This is a genomic window from Salinispora pacifica CNR114 (assembly GCF_000514775.1).
In the GTDB taxonomy this organism is placed as follows: Bacteria; Actinomycetota; Actinomycetes; order Mycobacteriales; family Micromonosporaceae; genus Micromonospora; species Micromonospora pacifica.
In genome coordinates this window covers 366,915-389,671 of sequence record NZ_KI911467.1, presented here as the reverse complement: position 1 = coordinate 389,671, position 22,757 = coordinate 366,915, and the positions used below count along the sequence as shown (strand labels likewise).

Below are 22,757 nucleotides of genomic sequence, written 5' to 3'. Positions count from 1 at the left end.
ACCCACCCACTTCGGGGTGTCGCGGCCTCACGTCAGCTGTTGGGCGCAGAACCGCGGGCCGAAGTCCAGGCCGGCCATCGGTGAGTCCTCGCGGTGCAGCAGGTTCTTCTCGGTGAGTTGGTGTAGCGGAGCGATCAGCTGTTCCTCGGTCAACCCGGTCTCCTCGGCGATCAGGTCTGGGTACGGTACCTGGCCGCGGGCCTCCAGGACCGCGACCGCGTCGTACACCTGTTCCTCGAGCTCCGACAGTTGCACCTGCCGCATGTCGTCCTCCTTCGGAAACCGCCGGGCGGGCGGTCGGCCTGGGCGGTGGTTACCCGGCTGGCCACCGAAGATGCTCCCCCGATCGGGTATGTCGCCCTGCCCCGGCCGTCGGCTGGGGCAGAGCTCGGTGCCGAACGTGCGCCGGGTCGCGACGGTTGCCGGGAACCCGCCCGCCTCGACCAGGAACGTTGACGTGGGCCCTAGGCTGGCAACGGTGACGATCTGGGATCTTGCGGTGGTGGGTGCGGGCCCGGCAGGCCTGTCCGCCGCCCACGTCGCGGCACGGGCGGGTCTGGCGACCCTCGTGCTGGAGCGGGCTGTACATCCGCGTTACAAGACCTGTGGTGGTGGCCTGATCGGCACCTCGCTGGCCGCACTGGCGGACCGGATCGAGGTGCCCGCGCAGGATCGGGCGGAGCGAGTGACCTTCACCCTGGATGGGCGGCGGGCGTTCACCCGGCGGAGCGCGGCCGGTCCGCTGGTGACGATGGTGCGCCGGGACGAGTTTGATGACCGGCTACGGGCCGCCGCGGTCACCGCCGGGGCCAAGCTGCGTCAGCGAGTCGCGGTCCGGGCGGTGGAGTCGGAGCCCGACCGGGTCCGCCTGCGGCTGGCCGACGGGGCGACGGTGACCGCGCGGGCGGTGGTTGGCGCCGACGGGTCGTCGGGGGTGACCGCGCGGCACGTGGGGGTACGACACCGGCAGGTCGACCTGGGGTTGGAGTTGGAGCTGCCGGTGGCACCGGCCCAACGGGCCCGCTGGCGGGGTCGGGTGCTGCTGGACTGGGGCCCGCTACCCGGCTCGTACGCCTGGGTGTTTCCGAAGGACGACCTGCTGACGGTGGGGGTGATCGCGGCGCGGGGGACAGGGGAGCAGACCCGGGCGTACCTGCGGTCGTTCGTGGACCGGCTGGGTCTGGCGGGAGTCGAGCCGGCGCACGATTCCGGGCACCTGACCCGATGCCGGCAGGAGGGCTCGCCGCTGCGCCGGGGGCGGGTGCTGGTGGTGGGGGACGCGGCGGGGCTGCTGGAGCCGTGGAGCCGGGAGGGGATCAGCTACGCCCTGCGTTCCGGCGCGCTGGCGGGAGCGGCGGTCGCCGCTGACGATCTTGGCCAGTACGAGTCGGCAGTCGCGGGGGAGTTGGCTCCAGAGATGCGGGCGGGCCAGCAGTTGCTGGAAACCTTCTCGCACCGGCCGGGGCTGTTCCACGGGCTGTTGGCGACACCGCCGGGCTGGCGGACCTTTGTCGCCTTCTGCCAGGGGCGGGCTGGCTTCGATGAGCTGCTCTCCCGGGTGCCGGTGCGGATGGCGTTGGGAGTGCTGGCGGGGCTGCCCCGGCGGGGAGACACCCGCCAGCGTTGACACTGTTGGTCTCCGCGGCTTGCGAGCACCAGCTCCGCGGCTCCAGCAAGGCCCACCCGACCGGCAGAGCACCTGTCCAGGGTTGGAGCTCCCAGGTGAGTGCCACGTGACCGCTGGAGTGAAAAGCGGCGCGGATGAGCAGTGTGGCTGGGCATGTCCGGCTGGTGGCCTGGGGTATTGGCCCGCGTTAGTTGCCAAGATCAGCCGTTGATGTGGTAGACCCGCAGACGTCGTCTCAGGTCCTGTGTGTTGGTCGGCGTCGGTGGGTGGCGAGGGTCAGGGCTGTGCCGGTGAGGGTGAGGAGGAGTCCGGTGGTGAGGATGGTGGGTAGGTTGGTGCCGGTGACGGGGATGGTGGGCTTTGGGCTGGCGGGGTTGGGGATGGTGACTGTGGTGGGGTTGGAGGTGGAGGCTGGGCAGTTGTTGTCGCCGTTGTAGCGCGCCTGGATGTGGTGTGTGCCGGGTGCCAGGTGCGTGACCGTGAGGGTTGCGGTGGTGGTGGGGTTTCCGGTCAGGGGTGTCGTGTCCAGGGTTGTCGTGTCGTCGTGGAAGGTCACGGTTCCGGTGGGGGTGCTGCCGGTGCAGGTCACGGTGGCAGTGAGTGTGACGGGTTGATCCGGTTCCGGGTTCGGTGGGGTCACCTGCAGGGTCGTGGTTGATGTCGACGAGACGACAGCCAGACTGTGGCGGGTGCCGGCGGCGGCGGTGATCGTGCTGCCGGTTGGCAGGTCCACCGCAATGGGGGTGCTTTTGTTGGTGGTGGTCCCGTCGCCCACCTGGCCCCAGAGGTTGAAGCCCCAGGCCAGGCCGGTACCAGGAGGGCCCGCTGCCGCCGACGGCACGCTCTGCGCGAGCACGCGCGCCGCACCGACCGAGGTTATGCCCAACACGAGCGCCACCATCAGCGGCACCGCGAACAGCCCCCGCAGACTCGCGGGCCGTACCCAGCTTCTTCTCACGTCCGCAGCCTCGCCGGTCCAGCTCTCCACTACCCCCACCCCTCTGTCGTCTCCCCGCCACCGGCCCGTATCCGACCACGGCCTGTACAACGACTCCGGACGGCCGCAGGCCTCGACGCGTCGCTGAGATTGGCGCTGTGCAGGTCGGCACGGGCGCGGTTGGGGTATGAGTTGCGCGGGATAGCCGATCTGGGACAAGTCGGCTAGGAGAGCCGCTGCCGATCGGTCGGCGGTCAGGCGTCGCACCAAGCTCGTGGTCAGCGGGGACAGCGCGAAAGACTGGCGGACAGCGTCAAATCTATGGCCTTGCCGTAATAGTCCTCCGCGAAGCGGTGGTACGCCAGGCCTGTCGGGTCAGGCAGCGCGGAGAACAGCCAGGCTCATCGAAGACTCATGATCGAACTTCCGCAGAAAGGTTCCCGCTGGCGAGAATACGACCGACCAGGTGGCTCCGGAGCCGTTGTCCATCGACGCCATCTCCTCGCCGTCCGACCAGGACGACGTGAACGAGTAGTGCCGGGACTCCTCCTCCCGGTTCAGGATCGCCTCCAGCACCGCCAACGTGTGACAGCGCTCCCGCAGAGTCGCGATACCCGGCAGGGCTTCCAGCAACATCATGGGCGGTCACAGCCACATTCACCCCGACGCCCTTGGTGCCCCAAGCGCTACGCAAAGTGATGGACAAAGTGCGACTGACGGGCCTATTCGTGACAGTTGAATAGGCGCTCTCACCAGTCGGACGGGCCAGCAAACCATCCAGGATCCTAGGATGCTTTAGCGGTGGTGTTGGCCCCCACCGAAGTCAGTGGGGGAGCGGTTCACCCTGTTGTCCGCTACCGGTAGCAACCAGCAGTTCGTAGCCCTCGGCGTAGGCGTGCGCACTGACCGACCCGGCAGTCTGGTGACAACGGTCACCTGGCCGGTGGGAAGGGTCAGGGCGGGTACGCTGTTGGGACGGGTGTCGGTGTGTCCAGTGTCCCCGGGCCTCACCAATAAGCCGTCGCGGAATACCGTTCGGCTGGAGCCGCCACGCGCCACGCGCCGAGAGGCGACCTGCACACCGGCCACCCACCGCCCTCCGAGGCTTAGGCCTCGGAGGGCGGTGCTCTTCTCGCCAAAGCCAAAGCCAAAGCCAAACCCGAAGCCGTGCTGGCCGCCGGCTCCGGGTCCCCGAGCTGACCCCCCATGCGGGGCCAACTCGGTAGCGTCTGGGCATGGACCCTTCAGCGATCTGGCGGGACCGGCAACACCGGTGGCGGATCGAGGCCTACCGCGCGCCCGACCTCCGGTTCGCGATCTTTGCCACCAGCGGGACGACTGAGTCGGCCCCGCTGTGGCTGTTCGGAATGTCCTCGTTGGCGCGCTGGCTGATGAGCCACAAGATTTCACTCGACGACCTGGAGGTCGACTGACCCTGTTTAGGGGAAAAAAGTAGTTTGCCGCCCTTCGCGGCTGGCGCTGGCTAGGGTCACGGAGTGTGAGGGACCGAGGAGTACGTACCGCCGTGGCGGTGCTGACCGGATTGGCAGTGATCTATTTTGGAACGACTGGCCGGGATCAACCGGACGGTGAGGGCGTCACCAGCGGTCTGATCGCACTGGCCGTGCTCGCGGCGCTGCTGGTGTGGTATCTCACCCGGCCTCGCGGCGACGCAACGAAGTGACGTGTCACCGGCTCGCCGCCCGTGTCACCGCGCCAGCGGACTCTTCGCCGAGCGCGACCCGTACCAGGGCGGAGGCGAAGCGGCCGAACTCCGCCTCCGACACCAGGCCGGCGAGCCGCCGCGGGGTTTGCGGCAGACCCAACCTCTCCGCGCCGCTGAGTGCGCGTCGGTCGGCGAAGGGACGCAGGTCCGGCCAGACCGCCTGGGCCTCGCGAAGGAAGATGTCCGCGCCGGCGGGCCCGATGCCCGGAAAGGCGGTGAGTAGGCGGCGTAGCTGCGCCGGCTGGCCCGGCGCGGTGTGGTGTAGCCGGCGTAGGTCACCCTGCCAGCGGTCCAGGCAGAGTCGCGCCCCCGTGCCGAGCAGCGTGGCGGTCCGCTCGTCGTAGCGCCGGTAGTGCCCACGACCGAGCGCATCAACCCGGTCCTGCCAGGTCGCCGCCTCCATCGCCGACGGGGTGCGGTAGCCCGCAGCGAAGAGCTCCCGGGCGGCGGCCACCGCGACACCGGCTCGGATCCGCGCGCTCAGCAGGGTGGCGAGCACCAACAGCTGATAGAGCGGGCCGGGCCGGTCGGCCAGCCGGATCCCGGCCTCCTCGGTGTAGGTCTGTCCGCGTCGTTCCAGCAGCACCCGCGCTGTCTCGTGACTGTCTCCCATCGGCGGGGGGTACCCGGCGTAGGCCGGGTTAGCCCGCGGCATGTCCGGTGACATCGGTGGGTATTCGGAGGTGGAGGCGGCTGCCGCGTGCGCCGCCGTCCAGCGGGAAGGAGACAGCGGTGACGAACCCGCAGCAGCAGGAGGCCCGGCGTAGCGCCCGGGGATCGAACGTGCAGGACGCCAAGGGGCCCGGTCCGACGGGTCATCCACGTAACCGGGGATCGTCCCAGGGCGACCGGGGGCGTCCGGTGCCCCGGGGCCAGGTCTCCGGCTATGGACCCCCAGGCGAGCCGGTTGCTGAGGACGACAGCTGATCCACACCGCCCGCCCAGCGTTCAGGGGCGGGCGGTGTGGTGGCTAGCCTCAGGCGGGTGGCATCCGGAGTCGGTTCCAGGTCGTCGCGGCGACCAGGCCGTACGCCAGGTGCGGGATGAGGTCGGACAGCCAGTCTCCACGGCTCCAGGTTCGTGGGTCGCTGACTCCGAAGACGGCGTACGAGCCGCCGGAGGCGGTCATCACACCGCCGCCGAGCAGCCCAGCGGCCAGGGCCAGCGGCATTGGTCGGCCCCGGGTCAGCAGGGCGAAGCCGACTCCGGCCGCGATCCCGATGCCGTATCCGAGTAGCGGGCCGAGCCCCGAGCGGCGGTTGGTTGCCTGGGGTTCGGGGCCGAGGTTCAGGTGGGCCACCTCGGCGACCCGGCCGGCGCTGCGCTCTGGGGTGTTACTCGCCGGCCGGGCTCGTAGTGTCATGTCCAGATAGGTGACGACGTTGAGGGCGGTGGTGCCGGCCGCGCCGGCGATCGCTCCGTCGGCCAGGATTCCGGCTCTCATAGCGGGTCGCCGCCGTGCTGGCCGTACGCGTCGTTCCCTGGTTGTGGTGCTGGCATCCGGGTGCCTCCTCGGTCGCGCTCATCGGTGGTGTCTGCCCGGGCGTCTACCCCGTCCGGGTGGTGACCAACCGCGTCGGGACGCTCAGTGACCGAGCCGGCGGCGGAGCGGGTCAGCCGGGCGCGCGGACAACCGCGACCGGGCAGTCAGCGTGATGCAGTGCGGACTGGCTGACCGAGCCCAACAGCAGGCCGCTGAGCGCACCGCGTCCGTGCCCGCCGACCACCAGTAGTTGGGCCTGCTGGGATGCCTCGGTGAGGATCGGCGCGGGGCGGCCGCGGATGGTCTGTTGGTGGACGGTGAGATCCGGCCACCGCTCGGCCAGCCCGGCGACGGATTCGGCGAGTAGCTGGCGTTCCTCGTGGCGTAGCTTCTCCTCGTCGTAGACGAGAGGCTGCATGTCGCCGGGTTCCCTGGCGACCGGGTGTAGGTAGGTGTGTACCGCGACGAGGTCGCTGCCGCGCAGCGACGCCTGTTCGGCGGCGAATTCGACGGCGGGAGGGGACACTGCGGATCCGTCCACCCCGACGATCACCGGCCCCTCGGTGCGGTCCGTGCCGCGGGCGACCAGGACCGGGCAGTCGGCGTGGGTGGCGACCTGTACCGCGACCGAGCCGACGACCAGGGCCGCGAAACCGCCCATGCCCCGGTCACCCAACACGATCAGCATGGCGTTTGGTGCTTCGCCGACCAGCACGGCGGCGGCCTCGCCGTCGATGATCTCGCCGGAGACGCGGAGGCCGGGCGCGGTCGCTTCGGCTTCGGTGATCGCGTCGGTGACGAACTGCTCCGCCTGGTTGCGGAGGCCCGATCCGGGCGGTCCGCCGGGCGGTGCTCCCACCGGCACGTGGAGGAGTGGCCAGATGAAGCCGTGGACGATCCGCAGCATTCGGTTGCGGCGGGCGGCCTCGCCGGCCGCGAGGCGTACCGCCCGTCGCGCCTGCTCGGACCCGTCCACGCCGACTACCACCGCGGCGCCGTCCGACGAGTTCACCCCTCACCCCCACGGCCAGTATCGCGGCCATGGGGGTGGCCAGGAGGCGCAACTGGCGGGTTCGCCCCAGTTGGAGCTGCCGCCTGGGAAGCGGCGCCCACACAAACCCTAGTATCCTAGGCTGCTCTAAAAAACGTGTGTCACCACACACTCGAACACCACACGTATCCGTGCTGACTCAGCACATCAATGCCGTCACCGGGCGGATATAGTGGCAGCGCAACTGACCCGGCCCACGATCATCTCGGATCTCAGGGCGGGTCCAACGGGTCGGCCCGCGCTGGAGTCACCGTGCCAGGGGCGCCGGCCTACCGACCCGGCAGTACGGCTGGCAGACGTGGGTCGGGCGCCGAGGCGCACAGTGGAGGAGGTTCGGTGTCGCAGCGGCCGGCTCGAGTTGGCACTCCGCAGGCCTCCGGCCAGGTCTTCACGCTGCCGAACCTGATCAGCTTCGTCCGACTCCTCGGTGTTCCGGTCTTCCTCTACCTACTCCTGGTGGCCCAGGCCGATGTGGCCGCGATAGTGGTGCTGGCGGTCGGTGGCACCACCGACTGGGTGGACGGCTGGGTCGCCCGGCGGCTCCGGCAGGTGAGTCGACTGGGCGAGCTCCTCGATCCGTTCGTGGACCGCCTCTACATCCTGGCCACGCTGGTCGCATTCACTGTCCGTGAGGTGGTGCCGTGGCAGTTCACGGTGGCGTTGCTCGCCCGTGAGGTGCTGCTGTTGGGTTCCCTCGGCACGCTACGTCGCTACGGATACGGGCCACCGCCGGTGCACTATGTGGGCAAGACGGCGACGTTTCTGTTGTTGACCGCGTTCCCGGTCCTGTTGCTGGCGCAGGCGGTGCCAGCAACAGTCTTCAGCGCGGCTGGTTGGAGCCTGGCCTGGTGGGGGCTGACCCTGTACTGGGTCGCTGGCGCGATGTATGTGGTGCAGGCCAGGCGGCTGGTGCGGGCAGCGAGGGCACGATGACCGACTCGCAGCTTCGACCGGAGAGCCGGGAGCCGACCGGGCGGACGTACGCGCCGGATTTCCTCACCGAGCTGTTCCGCAATCCGCTCGATCCGGGGTACGCCGACGCGGCGGCCCGGCGGCGGCAGGGGGCCATGGTGAGGTGGCCCCGGTCGGTCCGGGCCGTGAGCCTCGTCGTCGTCGTGGTGCTCGGTGTTCTGTTCGCGGTGGCGTACCGGCAGACGGTGACGGCTGCGCCGGGGCGCCAGCAGGCTCGGGAGGGACTGGTGGCACAGATCGAGCAGCGGGAGGACGAGACCGACCAACTGTCAGAGCGGGCCGACGAGTTGCGGGCGGAGGTGGCCCGGCAGCGGGCCGCCGCGCTGGGGACGGACGCTGCGCAGCTACACGAGCTGGAGGCCGGCACCGGTTTGGGCCGGGTGAGTGGGGACGGTGTGGTGGTGCGGTTGGCCGATGCTCCGCCAGATCAGCAGATGGTTCCGGATCCGGTCTCCGGGCCACCGCGGGTGATCTACATCGATCTCCAGGGGGTCGCGAACGGGCTGTGGGCGTCGGGGGCGGAGGCGATCTCGATCAACGGGCAGCGGTTGACGGCAACGTCTACGATTCGGTCGGCCGGGCAGGCGATCTTGGTCGATTTCCGGCCGGTGACCGGACCGTACGAGGTGTCGGCGATCGGCCCGGACGAGTTGCGGGAGCGGTTCGCGCAGACCCGGATCGCGGCGATGATGCGGCAGGTCGCGGCGGATACCGGGGTGGCGTTCGAGATGCGGGACGCCGATGACCTGACCCTGCCTGCCGCGCCGGATCCGCGGCTACAGTACGCGCAGCCACCGGCCAGTCCGACGCCGTCGGGTCGGCCGGTCAGTCCCGGGGCGTCTGGTTCGCCGACGGCTCCCGATTTCGGAGGTGGTCGATGATTGCGGCGTTGGCGTTGCTCGCGGGCGTGCTGCTTGGGTTGTGGCTCGATCCGACGGTGCCGGGGGCGTTGCAGCCGTATCTACCGATCGCCGTGGTGGCGGCGTTGGACGCGGTGTTCGGTGGGGTGCGGGCGAAGCTGGACCGGATCTTCGACGACAAGCAGTTCGTGGTGTCGTTCATCTCCAACGTGTTGGTGGCTGGCCTGATCGTGTATGTGGGGGATCAGTTGGGGGTGGGTAGCCAGCTCTCGACCGGTGTGGTGGTGGTGCTGGGGGTTCGAATCTTCGGGAATGTGGCGGCGATCCGCCGGCATCTGTTCCGGGCGTAGGTTGGTCGTGATGAGTGGTGACGAGCACAACGAGACGGGTACGGGTTGGCCGGGCCAGCCGGGTCCGCTGCCTCCGGCGGGTCCGGCGAGGGAGCCGGATCCTCGTCCGGACGCGCCGGATCCGGACGAGTTGAGTCCGCTGGCACCGGAGGCCGAGCCAGCCGAGGCGGGTGAGCCAGCCCAGCCAGCCGAGCCGGGCGAGGCGACGCTGGATCGCTCGGCGGAGCGTCCGTTCACGTCCGCCCTTGCCCTGATCGGCGGCTGGCGGCGGACGAGTCCGGCTACCGTGATGATCTTTGTCTTGCTGGCGTTGCTGGGATTCACGCTGGTGGAGCAGTTGCGGACGACATCAACGGATCCGACCATCTCGGCGGCGCGACAGGAGGATCTGGTGCGGATTCTCTACGACCTGAACGCTCGGGAGGACCGACTGCGGCAGGACATCGCGGCTTTGGAGGACAGCCAGCGTCAGCTGGCGTCGGGGGAGCAGGGCCGGCAGGCCGCGTTGGAGGAGGCGGCGCGGCGGGCGGATGAGTTGGGGATTCTGGCCGGGACGCTGCCGGCGCAGGGGCCGGGGTTGGTGGTGCGGTTCGAGCCCGGTGGTGCGGCGGCGATTTCGGCGATGCGGGTGTTGGACGCGGTGCAGGAGTTGCGGGGCGCGGGCGCCGAGGCGATGCAGATTTCCGGCGGCGACCGCGTGACGGTACGGATCGTTGCCTCGACCTATTTCCTGGATGGGGAGAATGGTTCCCTGTTCGTGGATGGGCGGTTGTTGACGGGGCCGTACACGATGACGGTGATCGGAGATCCGGCGACGATGCGTACGGCGTTGAACATTCCGGGCGGGGTGGTGGCGACGGTCGACGGTGACGGCGGTACGGTGATCGTCGAGGATCGTGAGGTGGCCGAGGTTTCGGCGCTGCACGCCCCGATCGAGCTGGAACACGCCCGTCCGATTACGTGACTGGCGGCGCGGCTGCGCCGTCACGTGGGGACTGGCGCACGATGGGATGAAGGACGCATCTGGTGATTCCTGAGGATCTACGGTATACCGCCGAGCACGAGTGGGTTGCAGGTGGTGGCGACGGTGTGCTGCGGGTTGGTATCACGCACTTCGCGCAGGACGCGCTGGGTGACATCGTCTTCGTCCAACTTCCCGAGGTGGGGTCGGCGGTGTCCGCTGGCGATTCGGTAGGTGAGATCGAGTCGACGAAGAGCGTGTCGGAGATCTACGCCCCGGTCGGCGGGACGGTGTCGGCGTGCAATGAGGCGCTGGGCGATACTCCCGAGCTGATCAATAGTGATCCGTATGCTGCGGGTTGGCTGTTCGAGGTCACCGTGGCTGACCAGGGCGGGCTGGACGGCCTGCTGTCGGCGGGTGCGTATCGCGAGCTCACCGAGGGCTGAGTGGTGCCCTTCTGCCGGCGCGGGGGTTGGTTCCGCGCGTCCGGTTGCCCTGCTTTTCGGCGCTGGCTAGGCTCGCCCAGTCGACCGAGAATCCGATAGTTGAGCGTTGTGTAGTTGCCTTCCTGGCACGGGGAGCCAGCCGCCGGGTGCGAGAATGCCCGGCGGCCAAACCCGCTCTTACTCGACGCTGACCGAATAGATCCGTGAGGTGGTCCCGATGACGCGCCCAGACGACGAGTTCCCCCCACTCGACGTCACTTCGACGCTCAATCTCGGCTCGCTCGAAGAGGCCCTGGAGGGGCCGGTTACCGATGTGATGCCGAACCGGATGTCCGGCTCGTTGCCGCCAGGGATGGCTCTGCTGGTGGTGCGGCGGGGGCCGAACGCGGGCGCCCGGTTCTTGCTGGACCACGATGTGACGACCAGTGGGCGGCATCCGGACAGTGACATTTTCCTGGATGACGTGACGGTGTCGCGGCGGCATGCGGAGTTCCACCGGGATGGTGGGACGTTCACGGTGCGGGATGTGGGGAGCCTGAACGGGACGTATGTGAACCGGGAGCGGGTCGAGGCGGCTACGTTGAGCAATGGCGACGAGGTGCAGATCGGTAAGTTCCGGTTGGTGTTCCTTGCTGGTCCGCGGCCCGAGGAGGGGGCCGGCCGGGGGTGAGTGAGCCGGCGGCGTCCGCTGCGGCGGGGTCTTCCCGTCCGCAGCCGTTGATGAGCATCGGTGAGGTGCTGGCCCAGTTGCGGGTGGATTTTCCGGATGCCACGTTGTCGAAGTTGCGGTTCCTCGAGGCTGAAGGCCTGGTGGAACCGCAGCGGACGGCGGCGGGGTACCGGAAGTACAGCTGGGATGATGTGGCGCGGCTGCGGTTTGTGCTGACCGCGCAGCGGGATCAGTATCTGCCGCTGCGGGTGATTCGTGAGCAGTTGGCGGATTGGGACGCCACGGGTGAGCAGCCGGGTCGTTCTCGGCCTGCGTTGGTGGCGGTGGGCCCGGGTGGGGAGGTGCCGGGGCAGCCGGCGGAGGCCGAGTCGGCGCGGATGCGGTTGGATCGGGCCGAGTTGATTGCCCGCAGCGGTGTTGACAAGGCGACGCTGGTGGAGCTGGAGCGGCTTGGTGTGGTGGTGACGGATCCGCCGGGCTGGTATGACGGAGATGCGTTGATCATCGCTCAGGCGGTGGCGGGTCTGGCGGCGTACGGGTTGGAGCCGCGGCATCTGCGGGGGTATCGGTTGGCGGCGGACCGTGAGGTGGGGTTGTTTGCGCAGTTGGTGACGCCGTTGGCGCGGCAGAGTGATCCGGCGGCACGGGCGCGGGCGGCGGAGACGGCGCGGGAGTTGGTGGCGTTGTCGCAGCGGTTGCACGCGGCGTTGGTGCGGGTGGGGTTGCGTTCGACGTTGGGGCGGTGAGGCGGGTGTGCGGAAAGATCTGCTCGGTTGCGCGTGCCGTAGGCTTGCCGGGGTAACCCCTTCTGCGGCGCGTGCCGCGCGTGGGACGGCCGGGTCGCGGTCCGTGTACCGTGCAGAAGGGGTGCGGTGCGGCGTAGGTGACAACGACACGGAGGCGGCGGTGCGCGAGCTGAGTGTGGTCGGAGTTCGGGTGGAGCTGCCGGGCAACCAGCCGATCGTCTTACTCCGGGAGGTCGAGGGGGACCGTTATCTGCCGATTTGGATCGGCGCGGTCGAGGCGACGGCGATCGCCTACGAGCAGCAGGGGGTCAAGCCGACGCGGCCGTTGACGCACGATCTTCTGCGCGATGTGTTGGCGGCGTTGGAAGCGCCGTTGCAGGCGGTGGAGATCACCGAGTTGAAGGAGAATGTCTTCTTCGCTGATCTGTTGCTCGGTGACGGGGTGCGGGTGTCGGCGCGGCCGAGTGATTCCATCGCGTTGGCGTTGCGGGTGGGGGCGCCCATTCGGTGCGCCGACGAGGTTCTCAGTGAGGCCGGGATCGTGATTCCGGATGAGCAGGAGGACGAGGTGGAGAAGTTCCGGGAGTTCTTGGACCAGGTGAGTCCGGAAGATTTTGCCGGCTGATTCGGCTGACCGGTTGATCCGGTGGTCATGGGCTGTTGCGCTGCCGTCACGTTTGGTTACGGCCTCTGTGGGCGTGTTGCGGGCGCGGCGTGTCGTGTTGTTGTTGCCTGGTAACCGTCGGCTGCGGCGTTAGGGTGACCGTATCGAGGGGTGCTCGTTTCGGCGTGGGCGTGGCACCGCACGGCGGGGAGGTTGTCCGGATGCAGGAGCCGTGGGATTCCGATTTGGGTTCGGGGCCAGGTGCGGCGGCGATTGACGGTGACAGCGAGGTCGGCTACCGGGGTGTGACGGCCTGCCACGCGGTGGGTATCAGTTACCGGCAGTTGGACTACTGGGCGCGGACGGATCTGGTCGTACCGGGGGTGCGGGACGCGTCGGGTTCGGGTACGCAGCGGTTGTACTCGTTCCGGGACCTGGTGGTGTTGAAGGTGGTCAAGCGGCTGCTGGATGCTGGGGTGTCGTTGCAGAACATCCGGAAGGCGATTGAGGCGTTGCGGTCGCGGGGGGTGGCGGACCTGGCGGGTATCACGTTGATTTCCGATGGGACGACGGTGTACGAGTGTCGGTCGCCGGAGGAGGTGGTTGACCTGTTGCAGGGTGGCCAGGGGGTGTTTGGGATCGCGATCGGTGGGGCCTTCAAGGAGGTCCAGGGGTCGTTGTCGCATCTGCCGGCGGAGTCGGTGGCACCGCAGTCGGCGGCGCCGGCTGCGGTGGAGGTGGTGGGGGATGAGTTGGCGGCGCGGCGGGCGCGGCGGCGGGTGAGTTGAGCGGCGGTGGTGGGCGGTTGGTCGCGGACGCGGCAGCATGGTTCTGGTGAGCGAACAGGTTGACGTGCTGGCAGGGTTGGTCTCGGGTGGCGGAGTGGTGGTGCTCAGCGGTGCTGGCCTGTCCACCGAATCGGGTATCCCCGATTACCGGGGGGCCAGTGGGGCGGCCCGGCGGCATTCTCCGATGACGTATCAGGTGTTCACGCGGGACCCGTTGGCGCGACGGCGGTATTGGGCGCGGAGTCATCTGGGGTGGCGCACGATTGCCGGGGCGGTCCCCAACGACGGGCATCGGGCGGTGGTTCGCCTACAGCGGGCCGGCTTGGTGGACGGGGTTGTCACGCAGAACGTGGACGGGTTGCACACGGCGGCGGGTAGCAGCGGGGTGGTGGAGTTACATGGGCGCCTGGCCGAGGTGGTGTGCCTGGAGTGTGGGGCTGGGGTGTCGCGGTGGGAGCTGCATCAGCGGTTGGCGGAGGTGAACCCGGGGTTTGCGGCGTGGGGGTCGACGGTCAACCCGGATGGTGATGTAGATCTCGCCGAGTCGGCGGTGGCGGGGTTTCGTATGGTCGATTGCGCCCAGTGTGGCACGGGAGTTTTGAAACCGGATGTGGTGTTTTTCGGGGAGTCGGTGCCGGCGGAGCGGGTGGCCCGGTGTTTCACCATGGTGGAGTCCGCGCGGCTGCTGCTGGTGCTTGGGTCATCGCTGACGGTTATGTCCGGGCGGCGGTTTGTGGTGCGGGCGGCAGCTTTGGGGATTCCGGTGGCGATTGTTAACCAGGGCGCGACCCGCGGCGATGCGTATGCGGCGGTGACGGTGGATGCCCCGCTGGGCCGGGTGTTGCCGACGCTGGCCGATCAGTTGGGTGCCGTCCCGGACGGCGCGGGTCAGTTGGGTGCCGTCCCGGACGGCGCGGGTCAGTTGGGTGCCGTCTCGGACGGCGCGGGGGGACCGGTCGCGGTGGGCTGACCGTGGCGGGTTGTTGTGCGGTCGGTAGTGGCCCGGGTGGGGACGCCCGGGTGGGGATGGTCGCTGGTAGCGTTGGTCGTGCCGGTCGCACCCGTGTGGGAGAGACCGCCCGGAAACCACCCGGTGCGGCGCCGAAGGGGCAAATCCTCCCCGGAACCTCTCAGGCAAAAGGACCTCACGGGTAGGCACTGTGGAGCGTCTGTGGGCGCGACAGAGGGGGAGGCCGACCTGTCGACCTCATCCCCGGGGAGCGCCCCATGTCCCTTGAGCAGTTCGCCGCCCGTCATATCGGTCCGGATCCGCAGGACGAACGCCGGATGCTGGAGGTCGTCGGCTACGAGTCTGTCGACGAGCTGATGGATGCGGCGATTCCGGAGGCGATCCGTTGGTCGGGCACCCTGGACCTGCCGGCGCCGGCCAGTGAGTCGGAGGCGTTGGCGCAGCTGCGGGCGCTGGCTGAGCGCAACACTGCCGCGGTGTCGATGATCGGTCTGGGCTATTACGGCACGCATACGCCGGCGGTGATCCGGCGCAACGTGTTGGAGAGTCCGGGCTGGTACACCGCGTACACGCCGTACCAGCCGGAGATCAGCCAGGGTCGGCTGGAGGCGTTGCTGAACTTCCAGACCATGGTCACGGATCTGACCGGGTTGGCGACCGCGAACGCTTCGATGCTCGATGAGGGCACCGCGGCGGCCGAGGCGATGACGTTGGCGCGGCGAGCGAGCCGCAGCCGGAGCCAGGTGTATGTGGTGGATGCGGACACGTTGCCGCAGACGGTGGCGGTGATCGCGGGTCGGGCCGAGCCGCTCGGCATCGACGTGCAGGTGGTTGACCTTGATCGTGTGGAGCTGCCGGCGGAGTTCTTCGGCCTGCACCTGCAGTATCCGGGGGCGTCCGGGGCGGTGCGGGACCATGCTTCGGTGGTGGGTGCCGCGCATGCCGCGGGCGCGTTGGTGACCGTGGCCGCCGACCTGTTGGCGTTGACGCTGCTGCGTCCGCCGGGGGAGATCGGTGTTGACATCGCGGTGGGAACCACCCAACGGTTCGGGGTACCGATGGGATTCGGTGGCCCGCACGCCGGCTATCTGGCGGTCCGCGCGGGCTTGCAGCGGATGCTGCCCGGACGGTTGGTCGGGGTGTCGCGGGACGCGGATGGGGAGTCGGCGTACCGGTTGGCGTTGCAGACCCGGGAGCAGCACATCCGTCGGGAGAAGGCGACGAGCAACATCTGCACCGCGCAGGTTCTGCTTGCGGTGATGGCCGGGATGTACGCGGTGTACCACGGCCCGGACGGGTTGCGTGCGATCGGGGCGCGAACCCATGCGATGGCGGCGCGACTGGCGGCTGGGTTGCGCGCGGGTGGGGTGGATGTTGCGGATGTTCTGTTCTTTGACACGGTTTCGGCGGTGGTGCCGGGCCGGGCGGCGGCGGTGGTGGCGGCTGCCGCGCAGCGGGGGGTGAATCTGCGGCTGGTGGACGCCGACCGGGTGGGTGTTTCCTGCGACGAGACCACGACGGAGGCGCATCTCGCGGCGGTGTGGGCGGCGTTCGGGGTGCCGGTCTTCACCGGTGCGGTGGATACGGCGTTGCCGCCGGCGTTGGCCCGTACGTCGGATTTCCTCACCCACCCGGTGTTTGGCGCCCACCGGTCGGAGACGGCGATGCTGCGGTACCTGCGTCGGCTGGCGGACCTGGACTATGCCTTGGACCGGGGCATGATCCCGTTGGGGTCGTGCACGATGAAGCTGAACGCGACCACTGAGATGGAGCCGGTGAGCTGGGCGGAGTTCGCGCAGGTGCATCCGTTGGCGCCCGAGTCGCAGACCGCGGGCTACCGGGAGCTGATCGCTCAGTTGGAGGGCTGGCTGGCGGAGGTGACCGGATACGACGCGGTCAGTGTGCAGCCCAACGCTGGTTCGCAGGGGGAGTTGGCGGGGCTGTTGGCGATTCGTGCGTATCACCGGTCGCGGGGTGCGGAGCACCGGAATGTGTGTCTGATTCCGTCGTCGGCGCACGGTACGAATGCCGCGTCGGCGGTGATGGCGGGGATGCGGGTGGTGGTGGTCGGCTGCGACGTCGACGGCAACATCGACCTGATTGACCTTGACACCAAGATCGATGCGCATCGGGAGACGCTCGCCGCGATCATGGTGACGTATCCGTCAACGCATGGCGTGTATGAGACGGGCATCGCTCAGGTGTGTGCGAAGGTGCACGACGCGGGCGGGCAGGTGTATGTCGATGGGGCGAACCTCAACGCCCTGGTCGGGTTCGCCAAGCCGGGACGGTTCGGTGCGGACGTGTCGCACCTGAATCTGCACAAGACGTTCTGTATCCCGCATGGTGGTGGCGGGCCGGGGGTGGGGCCGGTGGCAGTGCGCTCGCATCTGACGCCGTTTCTGCCCGGTGACCCGCTCGCGGTGGATTCGCCTCGGCCGGCGGTGTCGGCGGCCCGGTACGGGTCGGCGGGGATCCTGCCGATTCCGTGGATGTACCTGCGGATGATGGGTGCGGCTGGGTTGACCCGGGCCACCGGGGTGGCGGTGCTGGCGGCCAACTATGTGGCGGTGCGGCTACGGGGCGCTTTCCCGGTGTTGTACGCGGGTAACAAGGGTTTGGTGGCGCACGAGTGCATTCTGGATCTGCGGCCGTTGACGAAGGCGACGGGGATCAGCGTCGATGATGTGGCCAAGCGTCTGATCGACTACGGCTTCCACGCGCCGACGATGTCGTTCCCGGTGGCCGGGACGTTGATGGTGGAGCCGACGGAGAGCGAGGATCTCACCGAGTTGGATCGATTCTGTGACGCGCTGATCGCGATCCGAGCCGAGATCGACAAGGTGGGGTCGGGGGAGTGGCCGGCGGAGGACAACCCGTTGGTGAACGCCCCACACACGGCGGCGATGGTCTCGGCTGACCAGTGGTCGCACCCGTATCCGCGGTCGGTTGGGGCCTACCCGGCGGGGAATCGGCTGGGGAAGTACTGGCCGCCGGTGCGGCGGATCGACGGCGCGTACGGGGACCGGAACCTGGTGTGTTCCTGTCCCGCGCCGCAGGCGTTTGAGGAGTGACACGCGGCCGGCGGGCCGGGCGGGGTTGTCCGCCCGGCCGGTTGGTGTCGACTCCCAGGCCGGTGACCTGTTCGGGCGGCTAGCCTGGGGGCGACGGAACCAGATGACTACTGTGAGTTGCCATCAGGCGACGAGGGCGTGCCGAGCTGGGCCGCGGTGCGGGGCGATACTGCTTCCGTCGGGGAGTATCTCGCCGGTGTCCTCGAACCTGATGACCCCGTTGCAGAGCAAGCTCCAGCCCTGTTCAGGGAAGCAAGCGATGACTTTGGCGGCGTCCCGGTCGGTGGCGTCGGCGGAGGGGCAGGTGGGTTGGTGCTGGCACATCGGGTTCTCCGGAGGGTGGGGGAACTGTGTGATGGTTCACATGGCCAGTGACGCACAGTACCAAGTTCAAGTGACGAGCATCGAGCGGGTGTGCGCGTGCCGCGTGGAAAATCCACTGAACGGTTGAGGCGGAATGGACCGGATAGCGTGGAAACGCTTCCAGCGAGGGTGACGGCGGCTCCGCCAGCGGCGCCGCCGGGCTGCCGGAGCGCCCACGTCGAACGCGCCCGCTGGGAGTGGCGCATCGGCGACGGCGGTGACCCGGCGGCGCTCGTCCAGGAGTTCCTCGCCGCCCACGGTCTCGCCCTGGACGACCTCGCTCGGCCGGTGGGACGAACCCCAGAGCGGGCCTGCGGGGCTGCCCTCTACGTCTCGGCCGCGGCCGGCGCACTGGGGGTCGGCCGCGGCCCTGGCCCGGCCACCCCGGCCCCCGCCCTACCCGACGTGGCTGTCGTCGTCTACGGCCACGCCGCCACGTCCCGTAGCCGCCCGGCCCGCCGCCGGCCGTCGGGCTGGCGGCTCGGCGCCTGGGCGGAGAGTTGGACCCCACAGCAGCACGCCGACGCGGTGCGTGCCGTCCGCGCGGCAATCGGCCGCGGGGATGTTTACCAGGCCAACCTGGTCGGACACGCCGCCGCCCGCTACGCCGGCGATCCGCTGCCCGCCCTGGCCCGCCTCGGTGCGCTGCCCGGCGCCCGGTACGGGGGTGTACTCACCGGCGCCGGGTGGGCGATTGGCTGCGCCTCCCCGGAGACCCTCGTGGAGGTCACGGCCGGGCGGATGATCACCCGGCCGATCAAGGGCACCCGCCCGGCCACCGTCGCCGGCCGGGCCGCGCTGTTGTCCAGCGCGAAGGAGCGCGCAGAACATGTCATGATCGTCGACTTGCAGCGCAATGATCTGGCTCGGCTTGCCCGTACCGGCACCGTCGCGGTGGACGAGCTGTTCGCCGTACGACGGTGGTGCGACCTGTGGCAGGCGGAGTCGACCGTCTCCGCGGCGGTCGCCGAGGGGGTCGGTCTGGCGGAGTTGCTGCGCGCCGTCTGCCCCGGCGGGTCGGTCACCGGGGCCCCGAAGCTCGCCGCCCTGGCGCACATCGCCGCCTTGGAGCCGGTGGGTCGGGGGGCCAGCATGGGCGCGCTGGGTTGGGTCACGTCCGGCCGGGTCGACCTTGGTTTGACTATTCGCACCGCCGCGGCTGACGCCGATCACCTGCACGTGTGGGCCGGCGGTGGCATCACCTGGGGCAGCGACCCGGAGGCCGAGGTCGCGGAGGCGGCGGCGAAGTCGGCCCCGGTCCGCGCCGCGTTGGCCACCGAGGGGCTGCGGCGGGGCATCGGTGGTACCGCGTGACCGTCCTCGACGGGCGTATGTCTCGCCTATCTCGAGGTCGCCCCCACTCAGGATCTGCTGCATTTGAGCGACCGTCAGGGCCGGGTTGGCTGCGGCGGCCTCGGCCAGTTGAGGATCATTGAGAAGCGCGGCGATCCGGTGTGCCGGGAGGCGTGAACTGTTTCGCCATCGCCTGCCGCACCGGCTCTGACCAGCGTTGCCGTTGGTCTTCGGCCGACTACTCCAGTTAGGCCAGGTCGCGGCTGCTCGACCTCGACACGGGTCGGGGTCACCACGCCGGATGTGTTCGGCGAGGGCACGTCGTGGAACTGCGGCAACGACCTGTCGGCGGCCCGCTCGCCGTGCTCGCCCAGGTCAGTGCTGACAATGACTACGGCCCGCGCACCGGCCAGCTGAACCTGTTCGATCACGGTATATCCAGGGATACAGGTCGTCCGCATCGACGACCAGGCCGCAGTGGTCGCTACACCGCTACCCAATCGGGTCAACCAGCGAGGTCTGGAACGCCTGGGACCTCATCTCAGCGATGCCCAGGCACCGATGCACTGATCCGGTGTCAATGCGCGAGTGTCGCCCGTAGCCCGTTAACCCGACGTACCCATTGAACGGGGTCGCGTGAGCTCCTTGAAGGGCATAGCATCACATCGATTTCCTGCTTTCCTTCGCTACGGGGAGGTAACACCATGAGGGGAGCTGCTGTGATTCGTCGTAGGGTCATCGCTGCCGCCATGACCTCGGTCTTGACGGCGGTCGTCCTTGCGCCACCGACATCGTCAGCCGCTCGGGAGACGGCCGGAGCGCATCCGCCGGCCGACGTCGCCGAAGCCGCGCTGGCATACCAGCGCCCGGCGTTGACAAAAAGTCGTGTCAGGACCACCACGACCACGGCGCGGGGTGAGGTGTCCTCGCCTAGCCCAGAAGAGCTCGAAGACTTGCAGCGATTCGCCGGCGAACGGGGGATGCCGCTGGACAAGGCCCTCACCGAGTACGGCTGGCGGCACACCTTCGCCCGCGCTGTCGACCAACTCCGCACCGCCCATCCGAGCGCCTTTGCTGACGCTGGCACCGGCCCAGGACAGCGCGCCTGGGTGTCATTCAAGGAAGCAGCTCCCCGTAATGTACAGGCGACACTCGCCGCCATTCCCGTTGCCGTCCAGGTCCACGAGCACCTGGGCTGGAGCGAGTCCGAGTTGGTAACGGCCGCGCAGGGAATTCACTACGCATTGCTCAATGACTCCTCTGTAGCGGCCGATCAGGTGGCGACCGACCCGGACACCACCACCGGCGCCATCCGGGTGTCGGTAGGCACCGAGAATGGCGCCCCTGTGACCGAGATGCGTGCCCGGGTGGCCGCCGCCGCCGACGGCGGACCGGCCGCCTCGCTCCTACGTGCCGTTCCGGCCAGCCTTGCCGTGACGATCGAGGTGGACCCGCAGCTGACCAGCGGCAATGATGCCGTCTATGGTGGTGGATCCCTCTCCAGCTGTACCGCTGGCTTCCCCGTCCGCCGGTCGACCAACACATCACAGCACGGCCTGAGCACCGCCGGGCACTGCGACAACTATCAGACGTACGCGGGTCGGAGCGTACTCACGTACATGGCCGCGCATGAGGGCTCACAGGGTGACATGCAGTGGCACCGGTCAACCGAGGCGGTGGGCAACCAGTTCTACTACAACACAGGCGTGCGGCGTAACGCCCAGTACGTCGGCAGCCCCACGCCCGGCCTGCCGGTCTGCAAGTTCGGCCAGACCTCCGGGGCCACCTGCGACGAGGTGTACAAGCTCAACCAGTGCCGGGGCGTCTACTGCGGCCAGGCGATGACCCACCGCCGCAAGGCGGCCAACGGCGACAGTGGCGGCCCCTGGTACTGGGGCACCACCGGCTACGGTGTGCACTCTGGGTACAAAACCTACAATCTGCTGCAACGCGACATGTTCACACCGATTCAGCAGGTCCACATCACCCTGGGCCTGCTACTCAAGACGTCCTGACCAGGGGCATCAAACACTCACGGACCAGGAGGGACGCACATGCCGAGCTATCTCCGTTCCCGAGTCTCCGCCTACGCGCTCGTCCTGCCGATGGCCTTCCTGTCCGGCTGTGGGGAGGACAGCCCAGGGCGGACCGTGGAAGCGAACGGGGTCATCACGTTCGTGGCACCGGAGGCTGATGGAGGCCGAGACGCCGAGATCGTCGGTGAACTTGTGGTGGGCAAGGGCCAGTGCCTGGCCGTGCAGACCGCGGAGAATCGGAGACTGGTCGTCGTGTGGCCGGCCGGAAGCGACCTGAAGACCGGCGGCGGCACCACCGGGGTCGAGGTACCCGGCGCGGGCACCGTCCAGGTCGGCTCCACTTTCACTGCATCTGGCGGCTACGCCACCCCACCGCTCGGTGACGACATGCCCACCATCCCCGAGACCTGCGCCAGCGGCGCGGAGCAGGTCGCAGTCATCGACAAACTTCACGGTCAGTAGCACTTTCGGCCCCGGTGTGACGCCGGATCTTCCTCGCGCACCGAGGTGAGTCCACAGCACCGAAGCGCACCCGCCCCGCCTGGGGACGGGTGCGCTTCGGTGCTGTTCGTCCGGGTCGGATCAGTGTAGGTACGGACGTCGCTGGTGCGGACGGGCCGCCACCACGCCAATCGGCCGCGCCGCCCCACCCCGCGCCGCAAGGTCACCGGTGGACGCGCAGAAGGAGACCACCATGACCACCAGCCGCCCCGCCCAACTCGCCCCCGTCCGCACCAGCGGCAGCGGCGACACCATCCGCGCCGGCGAAGCCGCCACCGACCCCATCACCCGCCGCACCTGCCAGCGCACCCAGCCCCGACCCATCCAACTGATCAACGCTGCCCTCACGCGGCAGGATGGGTGATGCGCTGTATCCACGCCTCTCACAGCTCCCGCGCGGCCCGCCAATCCCTGCTCATCCGCAGGGCCTATTCAGGCATGTGGATCACGGGTAGGCCATCGCCGTAGCGGTGACCCTCGCCAGTCAGGATCGACGCCCGATGTTCCAGCGCTGCCCGTACCGTCGTGGCCAGGTCGGCGCGGCTGGTGACCTGGCGCCAGTAGGCCAGCTCCAGCCAGTCCTCACCCCAGGTCGGCAGCACCACGCAGACATCCATAACCAGCAGCGCGTGCAGGTCCTCCCGGCCTTTCGGATCGGCCAGCAGCGCCAGGGCCTCGGCGACGGTGACACTGGTGATGCCTACCCGCTGCCGGTCGGTGACCACCTCCGCTACCGGCTCGACAGCGTGGATCGACCCGGCCACGTACGCCAGCACCGCCGACCGGTCCAACACCAGGGTGATCGGAGCCTCCTGGTCCTCGGCGCTCACGCGGCCGGCGCCTGCTGGTCGCCGTCGAACAACCCGCGCTCCATGTGCTCACGCACCTGCTGCTGTAGCGCGGCGTACCGCTCGGGCGTCCACTCGGCCTGCACCGTGTACCGGCGCGCACGAGCGGCAGCCACCCCCTCCTCCGTGATGGCGATGCCCCGACGAGCCTGCTCGTCACGGAACTGCTCCCACGCCCGCTGCGCACGCACTGCCCCGGTCACATAGGCGCTCGCCTTCCCCTTGCCCTGGCTCTCCAGGGTCTCGGCCACATCCGGAGGCACGCTGATCGACAGCTTGCGGAACTCAGTCATACCGAAACCTTACTTCGGTAGCACCCGCGATGCCGGCAAGCGCCCCAACGGGTCACGACCCGACCGGCCAGGCAGGCCGCGTAACTGGAACTGTCACCCATCGGTGCAGCAGACCCCTACGCCGACGTCCGGCGTCGCGACGTCCGCTGATCGGGCGG

At 69.1% G+C, this 22,757-nt stretch carries 27 protein-coding genes, 2 pseudogenes and 1 riboswitch; of the genes and pseudogenes, 20 read left to right on the top strand and 9 right to left on the bottom strand.

Annotation, left to right across the window (positions count from 1 at the left end):
• Window positions 1-27 precede the first annotated feature (27 nt).
• Window positions 28-264: a hypothetical protein gene (locus tag B118_RS0126830; protein ID WP_018219636.1), complete on the bottom strand. Its 237-nt coding sequence runs from the start codon at window positions 262-264 to the stop codon at window positions 28-30.
• Between the two features lie 214 nt (window positions 265-478).
• On the opposite strand from B118_RS0126830, the gene B118_RS0126825 reads away from it, so the two are divergent.
• Window positions 479-1,627, top strand: a complete 1,149-nt coding sequence (locus tag B118_RS0126825; RefSeq protein ID WP_028189200.1) for a geranylgeranyl reductase family protein — start codon at window positions 479-481, stop codon at window positions 1,625-1,627.
• A 235-nt stretch (window positions 1,628-1,862) separates the two neighbouring features.
• Here the strand turns inward: B118_RS0126825 and B118_RS0126820 are convergent.
• Together B118_RS0126820 and B118_RS0126815 are read right to left on the bottom strand one after the other, a co-directional pair.
• Window positions 1,863-2,441, bottom strand: a pseudogene (locus B118_RS0126820) (Ig-like domain-containing protein); the annotation flags it as partial.
• A 498-nt stretch (window positions 2,442-2,939) separates the two neighbouring features.
• Entirely contained in the window at window positions 2,940-3,203 is a 264-nt protein-coding gene (locus B118_RS0126815; protein WP_018811053.1) for a hypothetical protein, read from the bottom strand.
• A 596-nt stretch (window positions 3,204-3,799) separates the two neighbouring features.
• Between B118_RS0126815 and B118_RS0126810 the strand changes: the two genes are divergently transcribed.
• Together B118_RS0126810 and B118_RS0126805 are read left to right on the top strand one after the other, a co-directional pair.
• A complete protein-coding gene (locus B118_RS0126810) occupies window positions 3,800-3,997 on the top strand; it encodes a hypothetical protein (RefSeq protein ID WP_018219640.1) in 198 nt (65 codons plus the stop codon).
• Window positions 3,998-4,089: 92 nt separating this feature from the next.
• The gene (locus tag B118_RS0126805; RefSeq protein ID WP_018219641.1) at window positions 4,090-4,248 is read left to right on the top strand and encodes a hypothetical protein; all 159 of its coding nucleotides are present in this window, start codon (window positions 4,090-4,092) and stop codon (window positions 4,246-4,248) included.
• A gap of 4 nt (window positions 4,249-4,252) precedes the next feature.
• Here the strand turns inward: B118_RS0126805 and B118_RS0126800 are convergent, their stop codons facing one another.
• Complete coding sequence (locus B118_RS0126800; protein WP_026270634.1) at window positions 4,253-4,903, bottom strand: hypothetical protein; 651 nt, start codon at window positions 4,901-4,903, stop codon at window positions 4,253-4,255.
• A gap of 119 nt (window positions 4,904-5,022) precedes the next feature.
• On the opposite strand from B118_RS0126800, the gene B118_RS31435 reads away from it, so the two are divergent.
• Window positions 5,023-5,217 carry a hypothetical protein gene (locus B118_RS31435; protein WP_080635106.1) on the top strand — a complete coding sequence of 65 codons (195 nt, stop codon included), beginning with the start codon at window positions 5,023-5,025 and terminating at the stop codon, window positions 5,215-5,217.
• 49 nt (window positions 5,218-5,266) lie between these two features.
• On the opposite strand, the gene B118_RS0126795 is transcribed toward B118_RS31435, so the two are convergent.
• Both B118_RS0126795 and B118_RS0126790 read right to left on the bottom strand, forming a co-directional pair.
• Window positions 5,267-5,734, bottom strand: a complete 468-nt coding sequence (locus B118_RS0126795) for a hypothetical protein (RefSeq protein WP_028188554.1) — start codon at window positions 5,732-5,734, stop codon at window positions 5,267-5,269.
• A gap of 169 nt (window positions 5,735-5,903) precedes the next feature.
• Window positions 5,904-6,785 (bottom strand): universal stress protein, encoded by an 882-nt coding sequence (locus B118_RS0126790; protein ID WP_028188553.1) that lies wholly within the window; start codon window positions 6,783-6,785, stop codon window positions 5,904-5,906.
• Window positions 6,786-7,160: 375 nt separating this feature from the next.
• Between B118_RS0126790 and clsA the strand changes: the two genes are divergently transcribed.
• The 11 genes from clsA to gcvP all read left to right on the top strand — a co-directional run bounded on the left by clsA (window position 7,161) and on the right by gcvP (window position 17,265).
• Window positions 7,161-7,757, top strand: a complete 597-nt coding sequence (gene clsA / locus B118_RS0126785; RefSeq protein ID WP_028193771.1) for a cardiolipin synthase ClsA — start codon at window positions 7,161-7,163, stop codon at window positions 7,755-7,757.
• Window positions 7,754-8,677, top strand: a complete 924-nt coding sequence (locus B118_RS0126780; protein ID WP_028193770.1) for a DUF881 domain-containing protein — start codon at window positions 7,754-7,756, stop codon at window positions 8,675-8,677. The genes clsA and B118_RS0126780 overlap by 4 nt, the downstream gene beginning before the upstream one ends.
• Window positions 8,674-9,006, top strand: a complete 333-nt coding sequence (locus B118_RS0126775; RefSeq protein ID WP_018219647.1) for a small basic family protein — start codon at window positions 8,674-8,676, stop codon at window positions 9,004-9,006. Before B118_RS0126780 ends, B118_RS0126775 begins: the two co-directional genes overlap by 4 nt.
• A gap of 10 nt (window positions 9,007-9,016) precedes the next feature.
• Complete coding sequence (locus B118_RS0126770) at window positions 9,017-9,970, top strand: DUF881 domain-containing protein (protein ID WP_028193769.1); 954 nt, start codon at window positions 9,017-9,019, stop codon at window positions 9,968-9,970.
• A gap of 62 nt (window positions 9,971-10,032) precedes the next feature.
• Entirely contained in the window at window positions 10,033-10,413 is a 381-nt protein-coding gene (gcvH, locus tag B118_RS0126765; RefSeq protein WP_018215542.1) for a glycine cleavage system protein GcvH, read from the top strand.
• Between the two features lie 217 nt (window positions 10,414-10,630).
• Window positions 10,631-11,083 (top strand): oxoglutarate dehydrogenase inhibitor Odhl, encoded by a 453-nt coding sequence (odhI, locus tag B118_RS0126760; protein WP_018215541.1) that lies wholly within the window; start codon window positions 10,631-10,633, stop codon window positions 11,081-11,083.
• A 50-nt stretch (window positions 11,084-11,133) separates the two neighbouring features.
• Window positions 11,134-11,829, top strand: a complete 696-nt coding sequence (gene ftsR / locus B118_RS0126755; RefSeq protein WP_196231405.1) for a transcriptional regulator FtsR — start codon at window positions 11,134-11,136, stop codon at window positions 11,827-11,829.
• A gap of 160 nt (window positions 11,830-11,989) precedes the next feature.
• Window positions 11,990-12,454 (top strand): bifunctional nuclease family protein, encoded by a 465-nt coding sequence (locus tag B118_RS0126750; RefSeq protein ID WP_018724884.1) that lies wholly within the window; start codon window positions 11,990-11,992, stop codon window positions 12,452-12,454.
• A 200-nt stretch (window positions 12,455-12,654) separates the two neighbouring features.
• Complete coding sequence (locus tag B118_RS0126745) at window positions 12,655-13,221, top strand: MerR family transcriptional regulator (RefSeq protein WP_026270636.1); 567 nt, start codon at window positions 12,655-12,657, stop codon at window positions 13,219-13,221.
• 37 nt (window positions 13,222-13,258) lie between these two features.
• The gene (locus tag B118_RS0126740) at window positions 13,259-14,191 is read left to right on the top strand and encodes an NAD-dependent protein deacetylase (RefSeq protein WP_028193768.1); all 933 of its coding nucleotides are present in this window, start codon (window positions 13,259-13,261) and stop codon (window positions 14,189-14,191) included.
• 86 nt (window positions 14,192-14,277) lie between these two features.
• Window positions 14,278-14,377: riboswitch (glycine riboswitch) on the top strand.
• 71 nt (window positions 14,378-14,448) lie between these two features.
• Window positions 14,449-17,265 (top strand): aminomethyl-transferring glycine dehydrogenase, encoded by a 2,817-nt coding sequence (gcvP, locus tag B118_RS0126735; protein WP_028193767.1) that lies wholly within the window; start codon window positions 14,449-14,451, stop codon window positions 17,263-17,265.
• A 123-nt stretch (window positions 17,266-17,388) separates the two neighbouring features.
• Here the strand turns inward: gcvP and B118_RS0126730 are convergent, their stop codons facing one another.
• Complete coding sequence (locus B118_RS0126730) at window positions 17,389-17,589, bottom strand: DUF5999 family protein (RefSeq protein ID WP_018219654.1); 201 nt, start codon at window positions 17,587-17,589, stop codon at window positions 17,389-17,391.
• Window positions 17,590-17,685: 96 nt separating this feature from the next.
• On the opposite strand from B118_RS0126730, the gene B118_RS0126725 reads away from it, so the two are divergent.
• From B118_RS0126725 to B118_RS0126710, 5 genes and pseudogenes are all read left to right on the top strand, one after another.
• On the top strand, window positions 17,686-18,942 hold the full coding sequence (locus tag B118_RS0126725; RefSeq protein WP_080678185.1) for a chorismate-binding protein: 1,257 nt from the start codon (window positions 17,686-17,688) through the stop codon (window positions 18,940-18,942).
• 233 nt (window positions 18,943-19,175) lie between these two features.
• Window positions 19,176-19,373, top strand: a pseudogene (locus B118_RS34040) (S9 family peptidase); the annotation flags it as partial.
• A 297-nt stretch (window positions 19,374-19,670) separates the two neighbouring features.
• Window positions 19,671-20,936, top strand: coding sequence for a S1 family peptidase (locus B118_RS0126720; RefSeq protein WP_238324177.1), 1,266 nt, complete (start codon window positions 19,671-19,673; stop codon window positions 20,934-20,936).
• Between the two features lie 39 nt (window positions 20,937-20,975).
• Window positions 20,976-21,419: a hypothetical protein gene (locus B118_RS29435; protein ID WP_018219660.1), complete on the top strand. Its 444-nt coding sequence runs from the start codon at window positions 20,976-20,978 to the stop codon at window positions 21,417-21,419.
• A gap of 232 nt (window positions 21,420-21,651) precedes the next feature.
• The gene (locus B118_RS0126710; RefSeq protein ID WP_238324176.1) at window positions 21,652-21,822 is read left to right on the top strand and encodes a hypothetical protein; all 171 of its coding nucleotides are present in this window, start codon (window positions 21,652-21,654) and stop codon (window positions 21,820-21,822) included.
• Between the two features lie 64 nt (window positions 21,823-21,886).
• Here the strand turns inward: B118_RS0126710 and B118_RS0126705 are convergent, their stop codons facing one another.
• Window positions 21,887-22,288 carry a hypothetical protein gene (locus B118_RS0126705; protein ID WP_018219662.1) on the bottom strand — a complete coding sequence of 134 codons (402 nt, stop codon included), beginning with the start codon at window positions 22,286-22,288 and terminating at the stop codon, window positions 21,887-21,889.
• Window positions 22,285-22,599 carry a hypothetical protein gene (locus B118_RS0126700; RefSeq protein ID WP_018219663.1) on the bottom strand — a complete coding sequence of 105 codons (315 nt, stop codon included), beginning with the start codon at window positions 22,597-22,599 and terminating at the stop codon, window positions 22,285-22,287. Before B118_RS0126700 ends, B118_RS0126705 begins: the two co-directional genes overlap by 4 nt.
• Between the last annotated feature and the right edge of the window lie 158 nt (window positions 22,600-22,757).